Source organism: Xenorhabdus taiwanensis, from assembly GCF_036512875.1.
In the GTDB taxonomy this organism is placed as follows: Bacteria; Pseudomonadota; Gammaproteobacteria; order Enterobacterales; family Enterobacteriaceae; genus Xenorhabdus; species Xenorhabdus taiwanensis.
Genome location: NZ_AP028978.1, coordinates 727,150 through 744,116, shown reverse-complemented (window position 1 = coordinate 744,116; position 16,967 = coordinate 727,150). Strand labels below are relative to the sequence as shown.

General features: G+C 39.4%; 17 protein-coding genes and 1 pseudogene. 11 read left to right on the top strand and 7 right to left on the bottom strand.

All coding sequences use genetic code 11. The annotated features are described in order from the left end of the window. Nucleotides 1-187: 187 nt before the first annotated feature. The 4 genes and pseudogenes from ACE1SE_RS03210 to ACE1SE_RS03195 form a co-directional block, all read right to left on the bottom strand. On the bottom strand, nucleotides 188-1,231 hold the full coding sequence (locus ACE1SE_RS03210; RefSeq protein ID WP_374052621.1) for an acyltransferase: 1,044 nt from the start codon (nucleotides 1,229-1,231) through the stop codon (nucleotides 188-190). A gap of 12 nt (nucleotides 1,232-1,243) precedes the next feature. Further along, the gene (locus tag ACE1SE_RS03205; protein WP_374052620.1) at nucleotides 1,244-1,900 is read right to left on the bottom strand and encodes an SGNH/GDSL hydrolase family protein; all 657 of its coding nucleotides are present in this window, start codon (nucleotides 1,898-1,900) and stop codon (nucleotides 1,244-1,246) included. Between the two features lie 212 nt (nucleotides 1,901-2,112). After that, nucleotides 2,113-3,144, bottom strand: a pseudogene (locus ACE1SE_RS03200) (ISAs1 family transposase); the annotation flags it as partial. 100 nt (nucleotides 3,145-3,244) lie between these two features. Next, nucleotides 3,245-5,158: a BglG family transcription antiterminator gene (locus ACE1SE_RS03195; RefSeq protein ID WP_374052619.1), complete on the bottom strand. Its 1,914-nt coding sequence runs from the start codon at nucleotides 5,156-5,158 to the stop codon at nucleotides 3,245-3,247. 178 nt (nucleotides 5,159-5,336) lie between these two features. Between ACE1SE_RS03195 and ACE1SE_RS03190 the strand changes: the two genes are divergently transcribed. From ACE1SE_RS03190 to ACE1SE_RS03165, 6 genes are all read left to right on the top strand, one after another. Continuing rightward, a complete protein-coding gene (locus ACE1SE_RS03190) occupies nucleotides 5,337-5,651 on the top strand; it encodes a PTS sugar transporter subunit IIB (protein ID WP_374052618.1) in 315 nt (104 codons plus the stop codon). Between the two features lie 63 nt (nucleotides 5,652-5,714). Then, complete coding sequence (locus ACE1SE_RS03185) at nucleotides 5,715-6,959, top strand: PTS transporter subunit EIIC (protein ID WP_374052617.1); 1,245 nt, start codon at nucleotides 5,715-5,717, stop codon at nucleotides 6,957-6,959. Nucleotides 6,960-6,988: 29 nt separating this feature from the next. Beyond that, nucleotides 6,989-7,330 (top strand): PTS sugar transporter subunit IIA, encoded by a 342-nt coding sequence (locus ACE1SE_RS03180; protein WP_374052616.1) that lies wholly within the window; start codon nucleotides 6,989-6,991, stop codon nucleotides 7,328-7,330. 11 nt (nucleotides 7,331-7,341) lie between these two features. After that, a complete protein-coding gene (locus ACE1SE_RS03175) occupies nucleotides 7,342-8,781 on the top strand; it encodes a glycoside hydrolase family 1 protein (RefSeq protein ID WP_374052615.1) in 1,440 nt (479 codons plus the stop codon). A gap of 71 nt (nucleotides 8,782-8,852) precedes the next feature. After that, nucleotides 8,853-9,113 (top strand): HPr family phosphocarrier protein, encoded by a 261-nt coding sequence (locus tag ACE1SE_RS03170; RefSeq protein ID WP_187652184.1) that lies wholly within the window; start codon nucleotides 8,853-8,855, stop codon nucleotides 9,111-9,113. 12 nt (nucleotides 9,114-9,125) lie between these two features. Continuing rightward, nucleotides 9,126-9,548: a cytidine deaminase family protein gene (locus ACE1SE_RS03165; RefSeq protein WP_374052614.1), complete on the top strand. Its 423-nt coding sequence runs from the start codon at nucleotides 9,126-9,128 to the stop codon at nucleotides 9,546-9,548. Between the two features lie 64 nt (nucleotides 9,549-9,612). Here ACE1SE_RS03165 and exbD read toward each other — a convergent pair whose 3' ends face one another. Both exbD and exbB read right to left on the bottom strand, forming a co-directional pair. Beyond that, complete coding sequence (gene exbD / locus ACE1SE_RS03160; protein ID WP_374052613.1) at nucleotides 9,613-10,038, bottom strand: TonB system transport protein ExbD; 426 nt, start codon at nucleotides 10,036-10,038, stop codon at nucleotides 9,613-9,615. A 6-nt stretch (nucleotides 10,039-10,044) separates the two neighbouring features. Continuing rightward, nucleotides 10,045-11,013 (bottom strand): tonB-system energizer ExbB, encoded by a 969-nt coding sequence (exbB, locus tag ACE1SE_RS03155; RefSeq protein WP_374052612.1) that lies wholly within the window; start codon nucleotides 11,011-11,013, stop codon nucleotides 10,045-10,047. Between the two features lie 467 nt (nucleotides 11,014-11,480). Here exbB and metC point away from each other — a divergent pair, with 467 nt between their 5' ends. The 4 genes from metC to ACE1SE_RS03135 all read left to right on the top strand — a co-directional run bounded on the left by metC (nucleotide 11,481) and on the right by ACE1SE_RS03135 (nucleotide 15,172). Continuing rightward, the gene (gene metC / locus ACE1SE_RS03150) at nucleotides 11,481-12,674 is read left to right on the top strand and encodes a cystathionine beta-lyase (protein ID WP_374052611.1); all 1,194 of its coding nucleotides are present in this window, start codon (nucleotides 11,481-11,483) and stop codon (nucleotides 12,672-12,674) included. A gap of 160 nt (nucleotides 12,675-12,834) precedes the next feature. Continuing rightward, on the top strand, nucleotides 12,835-13,506 hold the full coding sequence (locus ACE1SE_RS03145) for a DedA family protein (protein WP_374052610.1): 672 nt from the start codon (nucleotides 12,835-12,837) through the stop codon (nucleotides 13,504-13,506). A 210-nt stretch (nucleotides 13,507-13,716) separates the two neighbouring features. After that, the gene (gene dkgA / locus ACE1SE_RS03140) at nucleotides 13,717-14,547 is read left to right on the top strand and encodes a 2,5-didehydrogluconate reductase DkgA (protein ID WP_374052609.1); all 831 of its coding nucleotides are present in this window, start codon (nucleotides 13,717-13,719) and stop codon (nucleotides 14,545-14,547) included. Nucleotides 14,548-14,854: 307 nt separating this feature from the next. Further along, complete coding sequence (locus ACE1SE_RS03135; protein WP_374052608.1) at nucleotides 14,855-15,172, top strand: hypothetical protein; 318 nt, start codon at nucleotides 14,855-14,857, stop codon at nucleotides 15,170-15,172. Between the two features lie 7 nt (nucleotides 15,173-15,179). On the opposite strand, the gene ACE1SE_RS03130 is transcribed toward ACE1SE_RS03135, so the two are convergent. Next, on the bottom strand, nucleotides 15,180-15,845 hold the full coding sequence (locus ACE1SE_RS03130) for a YtjB family periplasmic protein (protein ID WP_374052607.1): 666 nt from the start codon (nucleotides 15,843-15,845) through the stop codon (nucleotides 15,180-15,182). A 116-nt stretch (nucleotides 15,846-15,961) separates the two neighbouring features. On the opposite strand from ACE1SE_RS03130, the gene serB reads away from it, so the two are divergent. Beyond that, complete coding sequence (gene serB / locus ACE1SE_RS03125; protein WP_374052606.1) at nucleotides 15,962-16,939, top strand: phosphoserine phosphatase; 978 nt, start codon at nucleotides 15,962-15,964, stop codon at nucleotides 16,937-16,939. Nucleotides 16,940-16,967: the final 28 nt, after the last annotated feature.

Here is a 16,967-nt window from a genome sequence, read left to right as displayed (position 1 = left end):
CGCAACAGCCTGATAGCACCAACAGCAACCTGTGAATTTCCACCAATAACTACACCATATTTTCCATAAGATAGAGAACTCCCGCCTATTGCCGTTGATGCCAACAAAGCGAGAGCGAAAGATCCTAATGCTATTCCCTGATCTTGATCACAGTAGTCCTTTTACTCGACATCCTCAATCTATAACATTAAATAGTGATGATTGACGAAGTTATCTTAAATTTTCGTAATAAAATACACAGCATATATGATAAGGCAAAAGCCAGTAGCGAATACACTATTATATAAACATATATATTTACGTGATGAAATTTTCTTAACAAGAACTCATGGATAAAATCATTGTGTATCTCAACAACAAAAATATTATGAACGAGATATATTCCCAATATATTTTTGCTTATATCTTCTGTTACGCCTGATAGTTTACTTACATTTAAATTAATCAAGAATAAAAATAAGCACACGGAAGAGACCTGAAGAAAGACATTATAAAACTTCCCATAAAAGAAGGCCATTCCTGTCCTGACTGATATAAATGACAAAATTATCAATGAGATAATGGATAACACCAACAGAATCATGTGGTTAAAGGAAAAGGATTGTATTTTAGGGTTCGTAAGCCCTATATATCCTCCAATCAGAAAACTGAGAAGCCCTTGAACCTGGAATGGGAGTAAAATATTAAAGGGCACAATGGAAAAGTTATATTTATAATCTGTCAATGCATTAAGTAAGGTAAAGTTAGAAATAATGAACATGATGATGATTATCTTTATCACCCCCCTGGCATTCACTAAATTAAATGAACTCCGTATTAATGGAGTTAGTATATAAAGAGCAATTATTGCAAATACAAACCATAAATGAGTGGCATCGGATATAATCCGACTAACGTTAACGTAATTAAAAAAATTGACGGAAGGAATTGTTGTGAATTTACTAATAAAGAAATTATCATAACAATAATAAAAGACTAACCAAAACGATAATACAAGTAAAATTCTCTTTACTTTATTAATTGCATAAGCTGTTTGGTTTTCATGATTGTTATTTAGCAAAAAATAACCACTGCACATAAAGAATAACGAAACACCCAACTGGCCTGCTTGCCTGTATAAATACAAAATCACGTCATTATCATAACGTAATAAGAAAAACAATGTAACGTGAGATACGACAACGAAAAATATAGACATTATTTTTAATAAATCTATGGTCAGCACTCTCATTCAAAATCCCTCTTAAATTGATAACATGAAGTTTGCAATTTTAGGCGCTATTTTTGCCATACCTATTTTTGATGGATGCAGTCCATCGGACACAGTACCTGAGCTATTGCTCGTCATGATATCTATATTTCCTTCATTAAAACCGGAGTTTTTCAATAAATCCAGATACGGGATGGAATATCTTTCGCATACTGCTCTGCAAACATTGCAATAATCAGACAAATAGTATCCTTTCAAATTTCTTTCGTGCATTCCTCTTTTTATTGAGAGAGGTGTTGTTATGATGAACCCTATCCTTGATAATGGGTATTGCTTTGTCACTCCTGCCAGCAATAAATTCATAGCGCCAATAAATGTTAATGGGGTTTTATCCTTACTGTCACCTATTTCTATCCCCCCATGAGAACCAAAATCATAGCCAAAATCGTTAACCCCTCCCCATATGGTAATGATATCTGGATTATTTCCCATTTCTTTATATCTTAAACACATAGCAGAACTATCATGTTTATCTTTTTGAGCTATACATGTTCCTCCAATACCGTAATTAACAAATTCTCTTAGGCCTAATATTTCAGTCACGATGGGTTGATACCATCCTCTTTCTGTTATGCTGTCTCCGAGTGAAAACCAAACTTGCCCCGCCAAATGAGATTGAATATAAGACATTTCCTTTCCTTTGCTTTTTCTGGGATGATAATCGGGTCGTTCCTGAGGGTATCCTTCTCAGGAAAAAGGATACCCAATCACAGTATTTTCCCGCATTAAAGAAATTAACAGTTAAATCCGTAAAATATTGTGTGCAACTTATCATTCTGTGATTATTTATAAATATAATTGATGAAATGGTGATCAATATGCGAGCATACTTTGATTGACATCTATCCAAAGAACACTTGTGCACGATAATCATCACTCCAGCCTGCTTTTTTGAGTTTATTTCGTTGGCTGGGAGCACCACAGTCACATTGTTTTACCATATTCAATACGATGCGCCGGAATAACGCTAAATTTTCAATGGCTCCATCCAGAACAATGCCTGAATAATCCTCTTTAAAAACCACATCAAGGATATCATGCAGGCTATTCTCAATCCGCCAATGCTGGCGAATGTCGTGTCCTAATAACTTGTGCCGGGGAGGCAGTGAACTGATATAGTAGGACGTATCTACTGTGCCTTTGCCGTTTTCTGACCGATGCCGTTCGACCGCAATGATACTGCGAATGGTTGGCCATTTTTCTGCCATTTCAGGCGTAAATTGAGGTTTGAGCTGGAACACATAGCGCTCTTCCCTACGTCCATGCGCTTCTTGCTTAACTTCAGTGACAATCTGTTCTTTACCTGCATCAAACACCGATTGAAATTGTGACTGGACAGCAGCCCATAACTTAGGCTGATTTTTCTTCACCTGAACAACGACATGCGCTTTCTTTTCACTGATTTTTTCCCGTGTTTCACGCTGACAATGCAGGGCATCCAGTGTCACAATACTGCCCTTCAGATTAAGGATATCCAGCATTTGACGAACAACATGGATTTCCCCGTTTTTTGTAGCGGTGGCTTTCTGGCTCAACACTAATCCTTGTTCGGTGTCATACGCCGTGACCAGCTGGATAGCATTTTTCTTTTCATTCCGGTAGGCCCGTCTCAGGACTTTGCCATCAAAGGCGATGACGGATTTACCGCCCAACTCACGTTGTTCATTAACCCAATTCAGTAACGCTTCCAGTAAAGAATCCAACTCAATAGCCCGCAGTATTCTTGCAATGGTATGTCGACAGGGTATTCCATGAGAAAAAGTCCGATATTCTTTTAACCACTTAATTTTGGCTTGGCCATAAGTCTCAATGTCTTGCCAACCTTCAGCTCCCGCTATAATGGCACTGACAACGAGGAAAATAATATCAACCAAAAAAGTATGCTCGCACCCTGACAACATTAAAACCCTGCTCTTAAACAGTTCATAAACAGGGCAAAGAACTAAATTCTCACCCTGTTGGTAATGAAGTTATTTAATGATGTTGATATTTAATTAAGATATCCCGAAACCTTTCGAAGTCAGTGATTTTACCAAGTGCACCAATAACACTGTCGTGATTAAAGATATCCAACAACGCATCATAACTCTCAGCAAAACATGTCCTGTCTACCCGATTTATTGCACTCAAAAACACCACATGCACTCGCTCCTCTTTTCCCCAACGTATGCCTTTTGGGCTTATGACTACCGTGATACAGGTTTTCACCGCATCCAGCTTGATCGAATGAGGTAACGCTAAAATGCCAAAAGCTGTCGAAGATGCATGCTCACGCTCATACACATAGTTGATGAAATCAGCTTCAACATAGCCCTTCGCCAACATTTTCTGGCAAACTATTTCGATAAGTTCATCACGATTGCGAAGATTGGGATTAAAAAGAAAAAGTTCGGGATCAAAGAATAAATCAATATTTCGGATTAACCTTGCCCTTTTCCGGTTCGCATTGGCTGTGTCAATTTTTTCCATCAATTCAGAATGTTTATCTCTTAAATGGAAAGGTGAAATATAAACAGTTTCATAATATCGTTCTGGAGAAAAATTTATTGTCGTAATCAATAATTCAAACTCCATGCCTTCCAATTCAGCAGGCTGAGAAATAACTTTTATAAGATTTATTTCATCACCAAAATCACGTAATAGTTGATGGTAAATTTTATTTTCAATTCCACGATAACTCGGGCACAGTAGTACCGTTTTAATTTTAGTAATATTTCTTTTTTGCCGTTCAAACTCCGCCCCAACATGTAATGCAATGAAAGAAATTTCATCTTCATTCAATTTATTATTGAAATACCTGTTTAACCGCAAGGAAATGAAAATAGCAATATCAAAAACAATTCTGCATTCCTTTTTGATTATTTCCAACATGGGGTTTTTGGTATATATTCTATGTTTCAGCCTTGTTTGTAACCCTGACAAATGTAAGGACAATAAAGAAATAAAATCTTCGGAGGCTAAATCAATCAGATAATTTTCTTGCACGGCATCAGTTAATTGTCGAGTAAATTGATAGAGTTTAGCGCCAACTAAATCAATGACTTCATTATCTATCTTATTAAAGTTTGTATTGGTTTTCAAAAAAAGATAGCAAGATCTTCTTTCACTTTCAGGAATAATAATCCCAAAACAAAGTTGCAGTTTATCGCATAACTCATTTGAGATAAATTTTAGATCACTATTTTCTAGAGGTAATGCCTGATTTTCCAGATATCTGCCCTTTTTCAAGCGTTCTATCAGAATCAGAAAGTGTAAAATAAGATTAGCATATGAAAAATCACTAAGATACAATTCCCATTTATCAAAAACGTTAGTCATTATTTCAATAACATCTTTAACTTGTTTTTTCTCAAATATTTTCTCCAATACTTTGGAGTCAATAAAACGATAGCTTGTTTGTTCAAATATTGTGTAAGAAACTAATTTTCTTAAATCATGTTCGGTGCCTAATATTTCAATATAGCTGTTTTTACATAAAAACTTGACGTTGAAGCGTTGGAATGATGTATTCATCTTATATATTAATGTCTTTAAAGTAGAATCGCTTATACATAAATCATTGCTGAGATCATATATATTACTGCTTCTCTTAAATAATAAGATCGCTTTAATAATAAAGTGGGCTCTTTCTTGATACGTCTTGGGCAAACTGTTTTCATGGAAATTTAACTGCTTTATTATATTTTGTGATAATAACTTTTGTGACAATAAATATCCCTGCCGACTGGAAATAATGATTTTTTGTTCATGTAACCCATTAATCTCTGCAACATAATTTTTCACAGATCTTATTGATACTGCCAATACTTGAGATAATTTTAATGCTGAAACGGGGGACTTCTGAGTTAATAGGTAATCTAATAAATCTTTCAGTTTAATTCTTAGCATAATAACACCCATAAAATTAAAAATAATGATTTCATATTACTGTTAATATTTTCATTTAAAAATAAAAACCTGCCCTCTATGGGTGCAAATATTAATTTGAATATGCAAGAAAAATGGTAGACAGTGTCTCCACATAAAAAATAGCAATCAATGAACGACTCAATAACAAGAGGTTTACATGAAAAAGATATTTATTATGTTATGCTGCGGGGCAGGTATTTCTAGCGGAATGCTGGCAACCAGAACCCGCAATGCAGCAAAAGATAAAACCATCTCTGTCACTGTTGAAGCCAGAAGTGAAAGTGAGGTTGCAGAGTATTTTTCTGTAATCGATATTTTATTCCTTGGGCCACACTATGCTTCACAGCAAAAAGAGTTTCAGAAAAATGCCGACCGTTATCATATTCCAGTCATGGTTGTACCACAAGAAATCTATGGAAGATTAGATGGTAAAGCATTACTTGATTTAGCCATAAATACCCTAAAAAACTAACTTAATTATTTAAATTAAATTTCACCAGGGAATTTTAGAGGAAAAATTAAAGAGAGATACAAAATGCAAGCATTTATGTCTTGGTTATCTGACTCATTTGCACCTGCTATGCAAAATTTTACCAAACGGCCTTGGGTAGCCGCAATTTCTGGGGCAATGCAAAAAAATATCCCTTTTATCTTAGCAGGTTCACTTATCTTTTTTTATAACGTATTTCGTTCTTATTTTTTGTTTTTGCCCGATCTTGGCAAGATTGCCAGTTATTCTTTTGGAATGCTCGGTTTAATTACGGCTTTTATGATTGCAAATCAAATGATGGAGAAGCTGTATCACTTTCGTTATACGCTTATTGCCGGACTCACTTCTATTTGTGTTTACATGATGTTCATTAAGCCAGAATTTACCGATGGCAATATGCTCGTCAGTTTTGATCGCTTTGGCCCAGCGGGAATATTATTAGGTATTGTCACCGGTCTGTTTGTTTCTTATCTCTTTCATTTATATACCAAGTTAGGATTCTTGAAAGAGAGTTCTTTACCTGATTTCGTTGTCGGTTGGATACATGCGATTATTCCCATATTGATTTCCATTGGCTGCGGAACATTATTAGTCTTCACTTTTGATATTGATGTTTTTTCCAAACTGTTATCGCTCTTTTCTCCCATTGCTGCGTTCGGGCAAACCTTGCCCGGCTTTATTCTCATGGCGCTAATTCCTGCGATAGCCATGTCTATGGGCATTTCCGTCTGGACATTTACAGGCCTACAAATGCCAATCTTCATGCTTGGGATCACGACCAATATTGCGCTAGTCGCGGCTGGTCAGCCAGCCACTCATATCGTGACTTACGAAACCTTATTTACCGCCGCTTTAATCACCATGGGAGGAACAGGCGCAACACTTGCCTTGAATCTTTTAATGCTGTTTTCAAAATCAAGAGAACTAAAAACAACAGGCTATATCTGTATCGGCCCTTCTTTTTTCAATATTAACGAACCATTGGTATTTGGTACGCCAATTGTCCTTAATCCACTCTTAATGCTGCCAATGTGGATCAATGCAATTACCAGTCCAATTATCGTATGGATTTTCATGCGCTCAGATTGGCTGAATATACCTTCGAAAATGATTCAAGTTGGTCAGATACCGGCTCCATTTTCCAGTGTCATCATTACGGAAGACTGGCGAGCTATTATTTGCTATCTGGTACTTATGGCTGTTTTCCTTATCACCTGGTATCCCTTCTTTAAGGTTTATGAAAAAAAACGTATTGAGGAAGAAAATGCTAGTACAAGTAGGCAAGATTGAATTATTTAATTTCATCAGGAAGTTTAAAAATGAATCGTGAGGACAATATCTTAACCCCCGTTGCTCTGGAAATTATTCTCAATGCAGGTAATGCAAGAGAAAAAAGCGAAGAAGCTATTAAATATGCTCATATTGGTGATTTTAAGAATGCCTATTTATATCTGGAGAAAGCCAAGAAAATGATGCTCTCTGCGCATCATGCACAAACTGAGATTATTCAAAAAGAGACTCAAGGTGAAAGCTTTTCTTTAGATCTACTGTTTATCCATGCTCAGGATACACTAATGACCATACGAAGTGAGCTTAATCTGCGAAAAGAAATAATTGGCCTTTATGAATTTATTCATAATATCAATCACAAAACTCAATAAAGGAAAACACTATGATAAAAAATAATGAGTTATTCCCAGAGAATTTTCTTTGGGGCGCATCAACCAGTGCTTATCAGGTTGAAGGTGCTGCGGAAAAATACGGTAAAAAACTTTCACAACAAGATGTCATTAATAATAATCCAGGTTTTGCCGATACCCATATAACCAGTGATCATTACCATCGCTATAAAGAAGATATTGCATTAATGAAAGAGCTTGGTTTGAAATCTTACCGTTTTTCTATTGCATGGTCGCGTATTTTTCCTGATGGTGTCGGAGAAGTGAATAATGAGGGAGTAGAATTTTATCATCATCTTATCGATGAATTATTGAAAAATGGAATTACACCAATTCCAACGCTATATCATTATGATATGCCGATGGCGCTAGTCGAAAAATATCACGGCTGGATTAATCGGCAAAGTGTTACTGATTTTGCTTATTATGCAGAATTTGTGATCAAAGAATTTAGCAAGAAAGTTCAATATTGGTTAACCATCAATGAACAAAGTATTATTGTACAATTCTGGACGAAAAAATGTCTGATTCCAGAACACTATCTGCATGATGAACAAATCAAATATCAGATTAATCATCATATGAATCTTGCCCATGCTATCGCCTGCAAATTGGTTCATCAATGGGTTCCCAACGGCCTGGTCGGCGCTGCCTTGGGATATTCCGCTATTTATCCACTCACCAGTAAACCGGAAGATAATTTAGCTGCTCAAAATGCCAATGAGCTACGTAATTACTATTTCACAGATATCTACCTGAAAGGGCACTATAATCAATCGGCACTAATTTATCTAAAAAATCATGGTCTGGCACCGCATATCGAAGTCGGTGATATGGAGTTAATTAAAGAAGGTTATTCTGATTTTCTGGCTATTAATTACTATTGCAGTCATGCTGCCGCCGCAGCAGCAAAAGGTGCCCAACGACGCATGGATGGCTTTAATCCAACAGGCATTAAAGGGCAAATAGATGGGCACGAGATTCAGCCGGATTTCTATCAAATCCATAAAAACCCACATCTTGATACAACTGATTGGGATTGGGCAATTGACCCAATTGGATTGGAATATCTTTTGCGTGATTTATATACCCGTTATCAGAAGCCATTGATGATCACAGAAAATGGCTTTGGTGCCGATGATAAGCTGGAATCTGATGGCGCTATTCATGATGATTATCGCATTAACTATATTCAACAACATATTAATGCCATTAAACGAGCAATGAATTATGGAGTTAAAGTGATTTCCTATAACCCGTGGAGCTTTATTGATTTGCTTTCCACCAGCAATGGCTATAAAAAAAGATATGGTTTTGTCTATGTTAACCGAACAGATAAAGATATTAAAGATCTCTCCCGCTATAAAAAAGATTCGTTTTACTGGTATCAGAATGTTATTCAAACCCGTGGTGGTTCGTTAAAAAAATCCTAATCTTATTTCTATACCTGACAAATTGCGAATTGTAGCGTGAAAGATAGAGAATATATAAACAGGTAATTTTTATGATTGAATATTCGGTGGTTGTTACTGCTCCTTCAGGGTTGCATACGCGACCTTGTGCTCAACTTTGTAATTTTGTCAAAAATTACACCGGAAAAATTGAAATTATCAGGGGAGATAAAAGTGCGAATCTAAAAAGCATGTTTAAAGTGATGTCGATGGGAATAAAAAGTGGTATGGAAGTGATTATTCGGGTTGAAGGTGATAATGAGAAGGAGATGGCACAATCAGTTATTGATTTTATTCGTAATATAAAAGAATGAACTAACTATTTTATGAATCCATTTAATCATGAGCAAGGAGTATTTGTGATTTCTTTTGACAAAATGGAACATATGGCACATCGCCTAATATCCCCAACTCAATTAAATAAATATATTAAATATGGTCATGTAGGTGCTGTTATTCAAAGTAAATCTGGTCATATTTATACTGGAATTAATATTGATACTGCTTGCTCTATGGGATTTTGTGCAGAGCACTGTGCCATCGCTGAGATGATAAAGCAGGGTGAAACACAGATAATCAGGATTATTGCTGTCAATCGGCATGGTAATATCATTCCTCCCTGTGGTCGTTGCCGCGAGTTTATCAGCCAGATAAATCCAGAAAATATTCATGCTGAAGTAAAAGTCACCCAAGAAAAGATTTTATCTCTTAGTGAACTATTACCTTTTGACTGGAAGAATCAATATTAGTGCTTTCCCAAAACTGCCCGATTAACGATTCGGGCAGTTCATATTTCGGGTAAGTAAAGAAAAGTTATTGCGCGGAAACTGATTCCATCCCCACTAATCCCACTTTGAGATAACCCGCCTTGCGTAGAGAATCCATGACGCTCATCAGAGTTTCATAATCCACTGTTTTATCAGCCTGGAAAAAAATTGTCGTGTCTTTGTTGGATTGCGTGGTTTGATCCAATACGACAGACAAGTTATCACGATCAATCGACTGATCTCCCACATATAACTGTTTATCTGCTTTCACAGTCAAGAATACCGGTTTTTCTGGTCGTGGTTGCGGCTTAGCGGTTGATGCCGGCAAATCAACTTTAATATCTACCGTTGCCAATGGTGCTGCCACCATGAAAATAATCAACAGCACTAACATCACGTCAATAAACGGCGTGACGTTAATTTCATGCAGTTCGCCGTTATCGTCCAAATCTTCATTAAGACGTATTGCCATAATTTATTACCTTGCTTCTGCTTTTTCTGCTTTACTTTCAGCCAGATCAAGATCACGCCCCAGCAACAGGATTGCCTTAGCGGCCATGTCACCCACCTGACCACGGTATGACGAAATAACGCGGGCAAAGACGTTATAAATTACTACCGCCGGGATCGCTGCCACCAGCCCCAATGCTGTCGCTAACAGTGCTTCCGCAATCCCTGGTGCAACAACGGCCAGGTTAGTGGTTTGTGACTGAGCGATACCGATAAAGCTATTCATGATCCCCCAAACAGTACCAAACAACCCCACAAATGGAGAAATTGCACCAATGGTCGCCAGATAACCGTTACCACGCCCCATATGGCGGCTAATTGCTGCGACAGCACGTTCCATACGGAACGAAGTTCGCTCTTTAGTTCCAACCTTGTCAATGCTGTCAGCAGACAGGGCGCGCTCTGACTGTGCTTCACTCAACAACAGACGACTGACGCTGCGATTGCCAAAATCTGTGGCAATTTTCACTGCCGCATCCAGATTGGCAACGTCAGCCAAAGCCAATTGCTCTTTACACAAACGGCGGCGAGCCATTAGGAGTTCTGTACCTTTGGAGAAAAACAGCGCCCATGTGATGACAGAAGCAATCACCAAGCCCACCATAACGGTTTTTACTACCGTATCTGCGTTTTGATACATCCCCCAAACAGACAGATCCGTTGCAAAACCACCAGACTGGTTGCCAGAAACTTCTTCAATGGGTGCCACAACGTTTTCTTCAGTTGCCACGGGTTGCGCATCTGGGGTTGATGGTGCATCAGTTTTCTGCTTGTCAGTGGTTGGTTCAGCCGCTTGCGGAGCTGCGGGAGATGCTGGTGTTACCGGAGCGGCTACCTGAGCAGCAGCCTGATTTTCTGGTGTGGCTGGTGTTGTATCAGCCCATGCTGAACTTGTTAATCCGAGTGCCAATAGAATAGAAGCTGTCAAATTACGCATCAGTTAGCCTTACTCTCTTTCTTATAGATTCTGTTACTTAGCAGTGAATCACGTTTACTCATCTTGCTAATCCTAATATTTTCTGAGTCATAGTTCGCTTTTTGACTGCACATCTCCGCCTTCTTGCAGCTTGATAACGGCACTGCAAGGTGAATTCAGCAAGATGTTGGTCTCATTTGAACCCTGATCCCATGCCTCTTACCTCGAAAGAGGAAAAAGTCCGCTACAAATGATATCAGACATTTGGCGATTTGATAGTAATTATCATTACTATTTAATAAAAAAGTACCACTTAATGATGTTCCTTCGTTAATCGATTCTGATTTACCCTCAGCCTATTCACCTTGAATTTTCGTCAAGTTGCTCGAATCTCTTTGGTAAAACTTCCCCAAATCTTTTAACTTGCTAATCATTATTTGAGCGATTCTATTTAGATTCAGGCAGGAAATAACTTGGGGAATGATGCCATGACAGAAAAAAAACTAGAAACCTTATTGGTTAGTGCGGGGAGACAAAAAAGATATACGCAAAGTGCCGTTAATCCTCTGATTCAACGCACTTCATCTGTCATTTTCGATACCGTTGAAGATTTAAAGCAAGCCTTGAAAAACCGTGCCAAGGGTGAATTATTTTATGGACGCCGTGGCACATTAACCCATTTTTCCTTCCAGACAGCGATGGCTGAGCTGGAAGGCGGCGCCGGCTGTGCACTGTACCCTTCCGGTACGGCAGCTATTACCCATTCAATTCTGGCATTTGTGGCAACCGGTGATCACGTCTTAATGACAGGTACCGCCTATGAACCTACACAAGAATTTTGTCATCATGTTTTGAAAAAAATGGGAGTTTCCACCGATTATTTTGACCCCATGATCGGAGAAAACATTGCTTCGCTGATTCAACCTAATACCAAAGTTATCTTTCTTGAATCCCCCGGCTCCCTGACGATGGAAGTGCAAGATATTCCTGCTATTGTGCATGCTATTCGACAAGTCAATTCTGAGATTGTGATTATCATTGATAATACATGGGCGGCCGGCGTACTGTTTAAGGCACTGGAGTTTGACATTGATATTTCCATCCAATCCGCAACCAAATATATTATTGGCCATTCAGACGGAATGCTGGGTACAGCGGTCGCTAATGCACGATGTTGGGATCAGCTTAGGGAAGGATCTTACCTGCTAGGGCAAATTGCCGATCCCGACACAGTGTATATGGCAAACCGAGGGCTGCGCACGTTAGCGGTTCGTTTAAAACAACACGAAGAAAACAGTATCAAACTTGCCAAATGGCTTGCACAGCGGCCGGAAATTGCCGAAGTTTATCACCCTGCCCTGCCTTCTTGCCCTGGACATCAGTTTTTTCGGCGTGATTTCACCGGCTCCTGTGGGCTATTTTCTTTTCTCCTGAATATCCAGCTTACACCTCAACAACTTGCAGATTATCTCGATAATCTGTGTCATTTTAAGATGGCCTTTTCGTGGGGAGGTTTTGAGTCATTGATTTTGGGAATTCAACCAGAAATGCTGCAACGACTACGTCAATACCCTTCGCCGCAAAAAACAGGCACCTTATTCCGTCTCCATATCGGGTTGGAAAATCCACAAGATTTGATTGATGATCTGGAAGCCGGTTTTGCTCGTTTGGCGATTCGTTAACTTTCACCTTTAAATTGTGGCTATCTCTTTACTGCGTATTTGCAGATAGCCACGTTTCCCTGATGCTGAATCAAATCCCCCCTTATCTCATCATTTTGCGGTACACTGAGGCAGATCTGTTTGTTAATTATTTTTACTCGCAAAAGTCACAGGATAAACAATGGAAACGTTAAGCGAGATCGTGCATGCACTCTGGCATCATGATTTTAACCAACTTGCCAATCCCGATGTCATCTGGGTTATTTATGGCGTCCTCTTTATCACGCTAGTGTTGGAGAACGGGCTACTGCCAGCTGCTTTTTTGCCCGGCGATACTCTGCTGGTGCTTTCCGGTGCTTTAATTGCCAAAGGTGTCATGAGTTTCATTCCCACGGTAGTTCTGCTCACTATCGCGGCAAGCCTGGGTTGTTGGCTGGGTTATTTACAAGGGCGCTGGCTCGGCCATACCCGTATTGTCAAAAACTGGCTGGCTCAACTTCCCTTGCAATATCGCCAACGTGCCAATGTATTATTCTCTAAACACGGTCTGTCTGCCTTACTTATCGGACGCTTTTTAGCGTTTGTTCGCACTCTTCTGCCAACATTTGCCGGTATTTCTGGCCTAAATAATAAACGCTTTCAATTTTTTAACTGGTTAAGTGGCTTCTTATGGGTCATTATTATCGTGGGTTTTGGCTATATTTTGAACCAGATCCCTTTCGTTAAAGCACATCAAGATATGGTCATGAACATTTTGGTGATTTTACCTGTCATTCTGTTGATCAGTGGGTTATCCGCTTCTGTACTGATGTATTGGCGTCATAAGAAAGGAACAGCAAAGAAAAACAAATAACATGCTGAATGGCATCCCAGGATGCCGATGTACTTCAGGATTGGGCAGGTTTACGGCGGGTTTAAAAGAAAAATGAACCCATAAAGTTATCCACGCCATTAGTCGGTTTTTTGAAAGTCAGGACGTAAAAGCCCACCTCTTTGATGACCAGCTTGATGGCAGTTCTGTTTCAGCCATGATCAAAAAATTCCAAACCTAAAGGAGGTAATAATGGGTCAGCAGACAATTATTAAACTCGCTGATGAGAATCACATGCCACAATTGGGGCTTGGCGTTTGGAAAGCGAGTAATGAACAGGTTGTTAAGTCTATCCATACCGCATTAGAAGTCGGTTATCGCTCCATTGATACAGCAGCAATTTTTCATAACGAAGAAGGGGTGGGAAAAGCCTTAAAGGAAACTGATATCCCACGCGAAGAAATTTTCATCACCACCAAACTTTGGAATGATCGCCACCTGGATGCCCGTGCGGCATTACAAGAAAGTCTGGACAAACTACAGTTAGATTATGTTGATCTCTATCTCATTCAATGGCCGGTGCCCGAACAGGATCATTATGTTGATGCATGGAATCAACTGATTGAACTGAAAGAAGCTGGCCTGACTCGCAGTATTGGAGTATGTAATTTTCATATCGAGCATTTACAAAAAATAATACAGAAAACGGGGGTGGTTCCCGTAATCAACCAAATTGAATTGCACCCCTTACTACAACAGCGACAACTTCACTCATGGAATGCCACCCATTATATTACAACCGAGTCCTGGAGCCCGTTATCACGGGGTGGAAAAGGCGTTTTTAATTCTTCATTGGTTGAACGTCTGGCGCTTAAATATGGTAAAACTCCAGCGCAGATTGTGATTCGTTGGCATCTTGAATGCGGCATGATTGCCATTCCTAAATCAGTTACACCTGCCCGTATTAAAGAAAATTTTGATGTATTTGATTTCAGACTGGAAAAAGAAGACTTAACAGCAATGGCCGAACTGGATATCGGAAAGCGAATAGGGCCAAACCCCGACACTTATAATCAATTCTAGTTAGTAAAATCACCCTCCACAGATTCATCTATCCATTCCAACAGGCCTGAACACTGTTCTTCAACAGGGTTCAGGCCATGTATCTGAATAAAATTCTTTTCATAAAACACTATAATTTATCAACTAAATCAAAAATATTAATAATAACTATGTTTACTATTTATGTATGAACCATGTTATAGACTTACTTCACGTCGCTAAATAACAGGCATATTAAATAGATAATTGAAACATGCTGCGTATTTATAACAGCGTTCAATCTATTTGCCTACATCAACGTTCCAAATAAAAACTTAAGGAAATGATAATGGTTTATGTAGTTATTTCTTTATTAATGCTTATCCCTTTTTTCTTCACCTTAAAATGGTTCCTGCTGTCACACCGGATCCACCATAATGCAGCGGGGATCTTACTTGCAATCGTAGCTATGGCCTTTCATATGTATATCTTTCGTTTTAACACTATTCCGATTGTGCATATTAATGTTGCCCATCAACCGATTGTGTTTTATGGCGCAGTAATGATTGCACTTCTACACGGCATTCTCTATTCCATTTGTTTCAAGCGATACTATGGAAAGAACATTGATAATGAGGAAAGTCATCTACACAATAACCAACGGTAATGTGACATTACCGTTGGTTATCATCATCCTGCGCTTTACTTTCTGCTTCATCAGAAGGTTTGGTATTGGCAGTCAGCAGATAAGGGGATTGTTGCCAGCGGCTAGGAGACAATTTCAGCAAGTTATGAGCCAGAATAAATCCAATCGCCAAAGATAGCAGGAGCATTATCCTAAGTAAGTTTGTTGTGTTATCGACCTGCTTAGCCTCGGTTGCCAATCGATGCGTATCCAGCGTCAGGCGAAGAAATCCTTTTGGATAATTTTTTCCTGGTATCGGTACAACAATTTGCTGGTTGAAATAACTACTGGATTTTTTGCCTTCCAACGATAATCGTTCACGAACAGAAATCGGTTCACCACTTCGTGCTATCTGTGTGCCATTCTCCAGATAAACACTGGCATCCAAAATGCGGCTGTTGCTAGTCAAATAATCTAAGTTAGCGACAATCTTTTTATTATTAAGATCTTTGCTACCATTCTCCATATAATCAGACAAGCTGAATGCGACCTGTTTTGCCAGTGTTTTCGCCAGATCTTCAAATTGCTCCATATGCGCCTGTTGTTGAGAACGGCTGAAATAGGTAACTCCCTGCATCAGCAGTACCAGCAGTGCTATACATATTAATATAATCGCCGTCTTGTGCAGACTAATTTTTAGCTTGGCTTTTATCATAGTTATCTCATCCCATGTTCAGAAAGCACATGTTGCCAGATGCGGTAATGATAGGATAGTTTGAAAAGCGTTTTTTGCCTGCACCACATTATATGGAATTACAGGAGTCAATATTCATGTCTAATAATCTGGCCTATCGCTACTTACCGGATGAGCTCCATAAATGGCCCGGATTACCCTTATCCCTCAGTGGTGATGAAGTCATGCCTCTGGATTACCGGGCAGGAGATAGCGGCTGGTTGCTGTATGGGCGTGGTTTGGATAAACAGCGTATCAGTGAGTTCCAGCACCGATTGGGAGCCGCCATTGTGGTGGTTTCTTCATGGCGGATCGATGATTATCAGGTTGTCCGTATTGCCGGCAGCCTTTCGCCTCGCATTAAGCGGCAGGCAGATGAGTGTCATTTGGATGTCGTTCCCTTGGGGCAGATCCCTCGCCTCCGTTCACCTGGCTTATTGGTGATGGATATGGATTCTACCGCTATCCAGATTGAATGCATTGATGAAATTGCCCGCCTGGCCGGAGTTGGTGATAAAGTGGCGGAAATCACAGAGCGGGCAATGCAAGGCGAACTGGATTTTTCAGAAAGTCTGCGCGAGCGGGTTGCTCAGTTGGCAGGTGCCGATGCATCAATCTTGCAGCAAGTGATGGAAACACTTCCGCTTATGCCAGGGCTAACCAGTCTGGTTCGCAAGTTACAATCATTGGATTGGCATGTTGCGATTGCCTCCGGTGGTTTTACTTTCTTTGCCGATAATCTTCGCCAGCAACTACGCCTTTTTGATGCAGTAGCCAATCAACTGGAGATAAAAAATGGCAAACTGACCGGTAAGGTTAAAGGGCCGATTGTCGATGCAAAATATAAGGCAACCACTCTGATAAAATTGGCAAAAACACTGGATATTCCTCTGAGCCAAACCGTCGCTATTGGAGATGGTGCCAATGATCTGAAAATGATCCGTAAGGCCGGATTGGGGATCGCCTATCATGCTAAACCAAAAGTTTACGCCCAGGCCAAAGTTGCTATCCGCCATGCCGATTTAATGGGCGTCCTGTGTGTGTTGAGCGGTGGTTTGAAACACGAAGAACGCTAGCAAAAGTTATTATATTGAGGAAGTACGA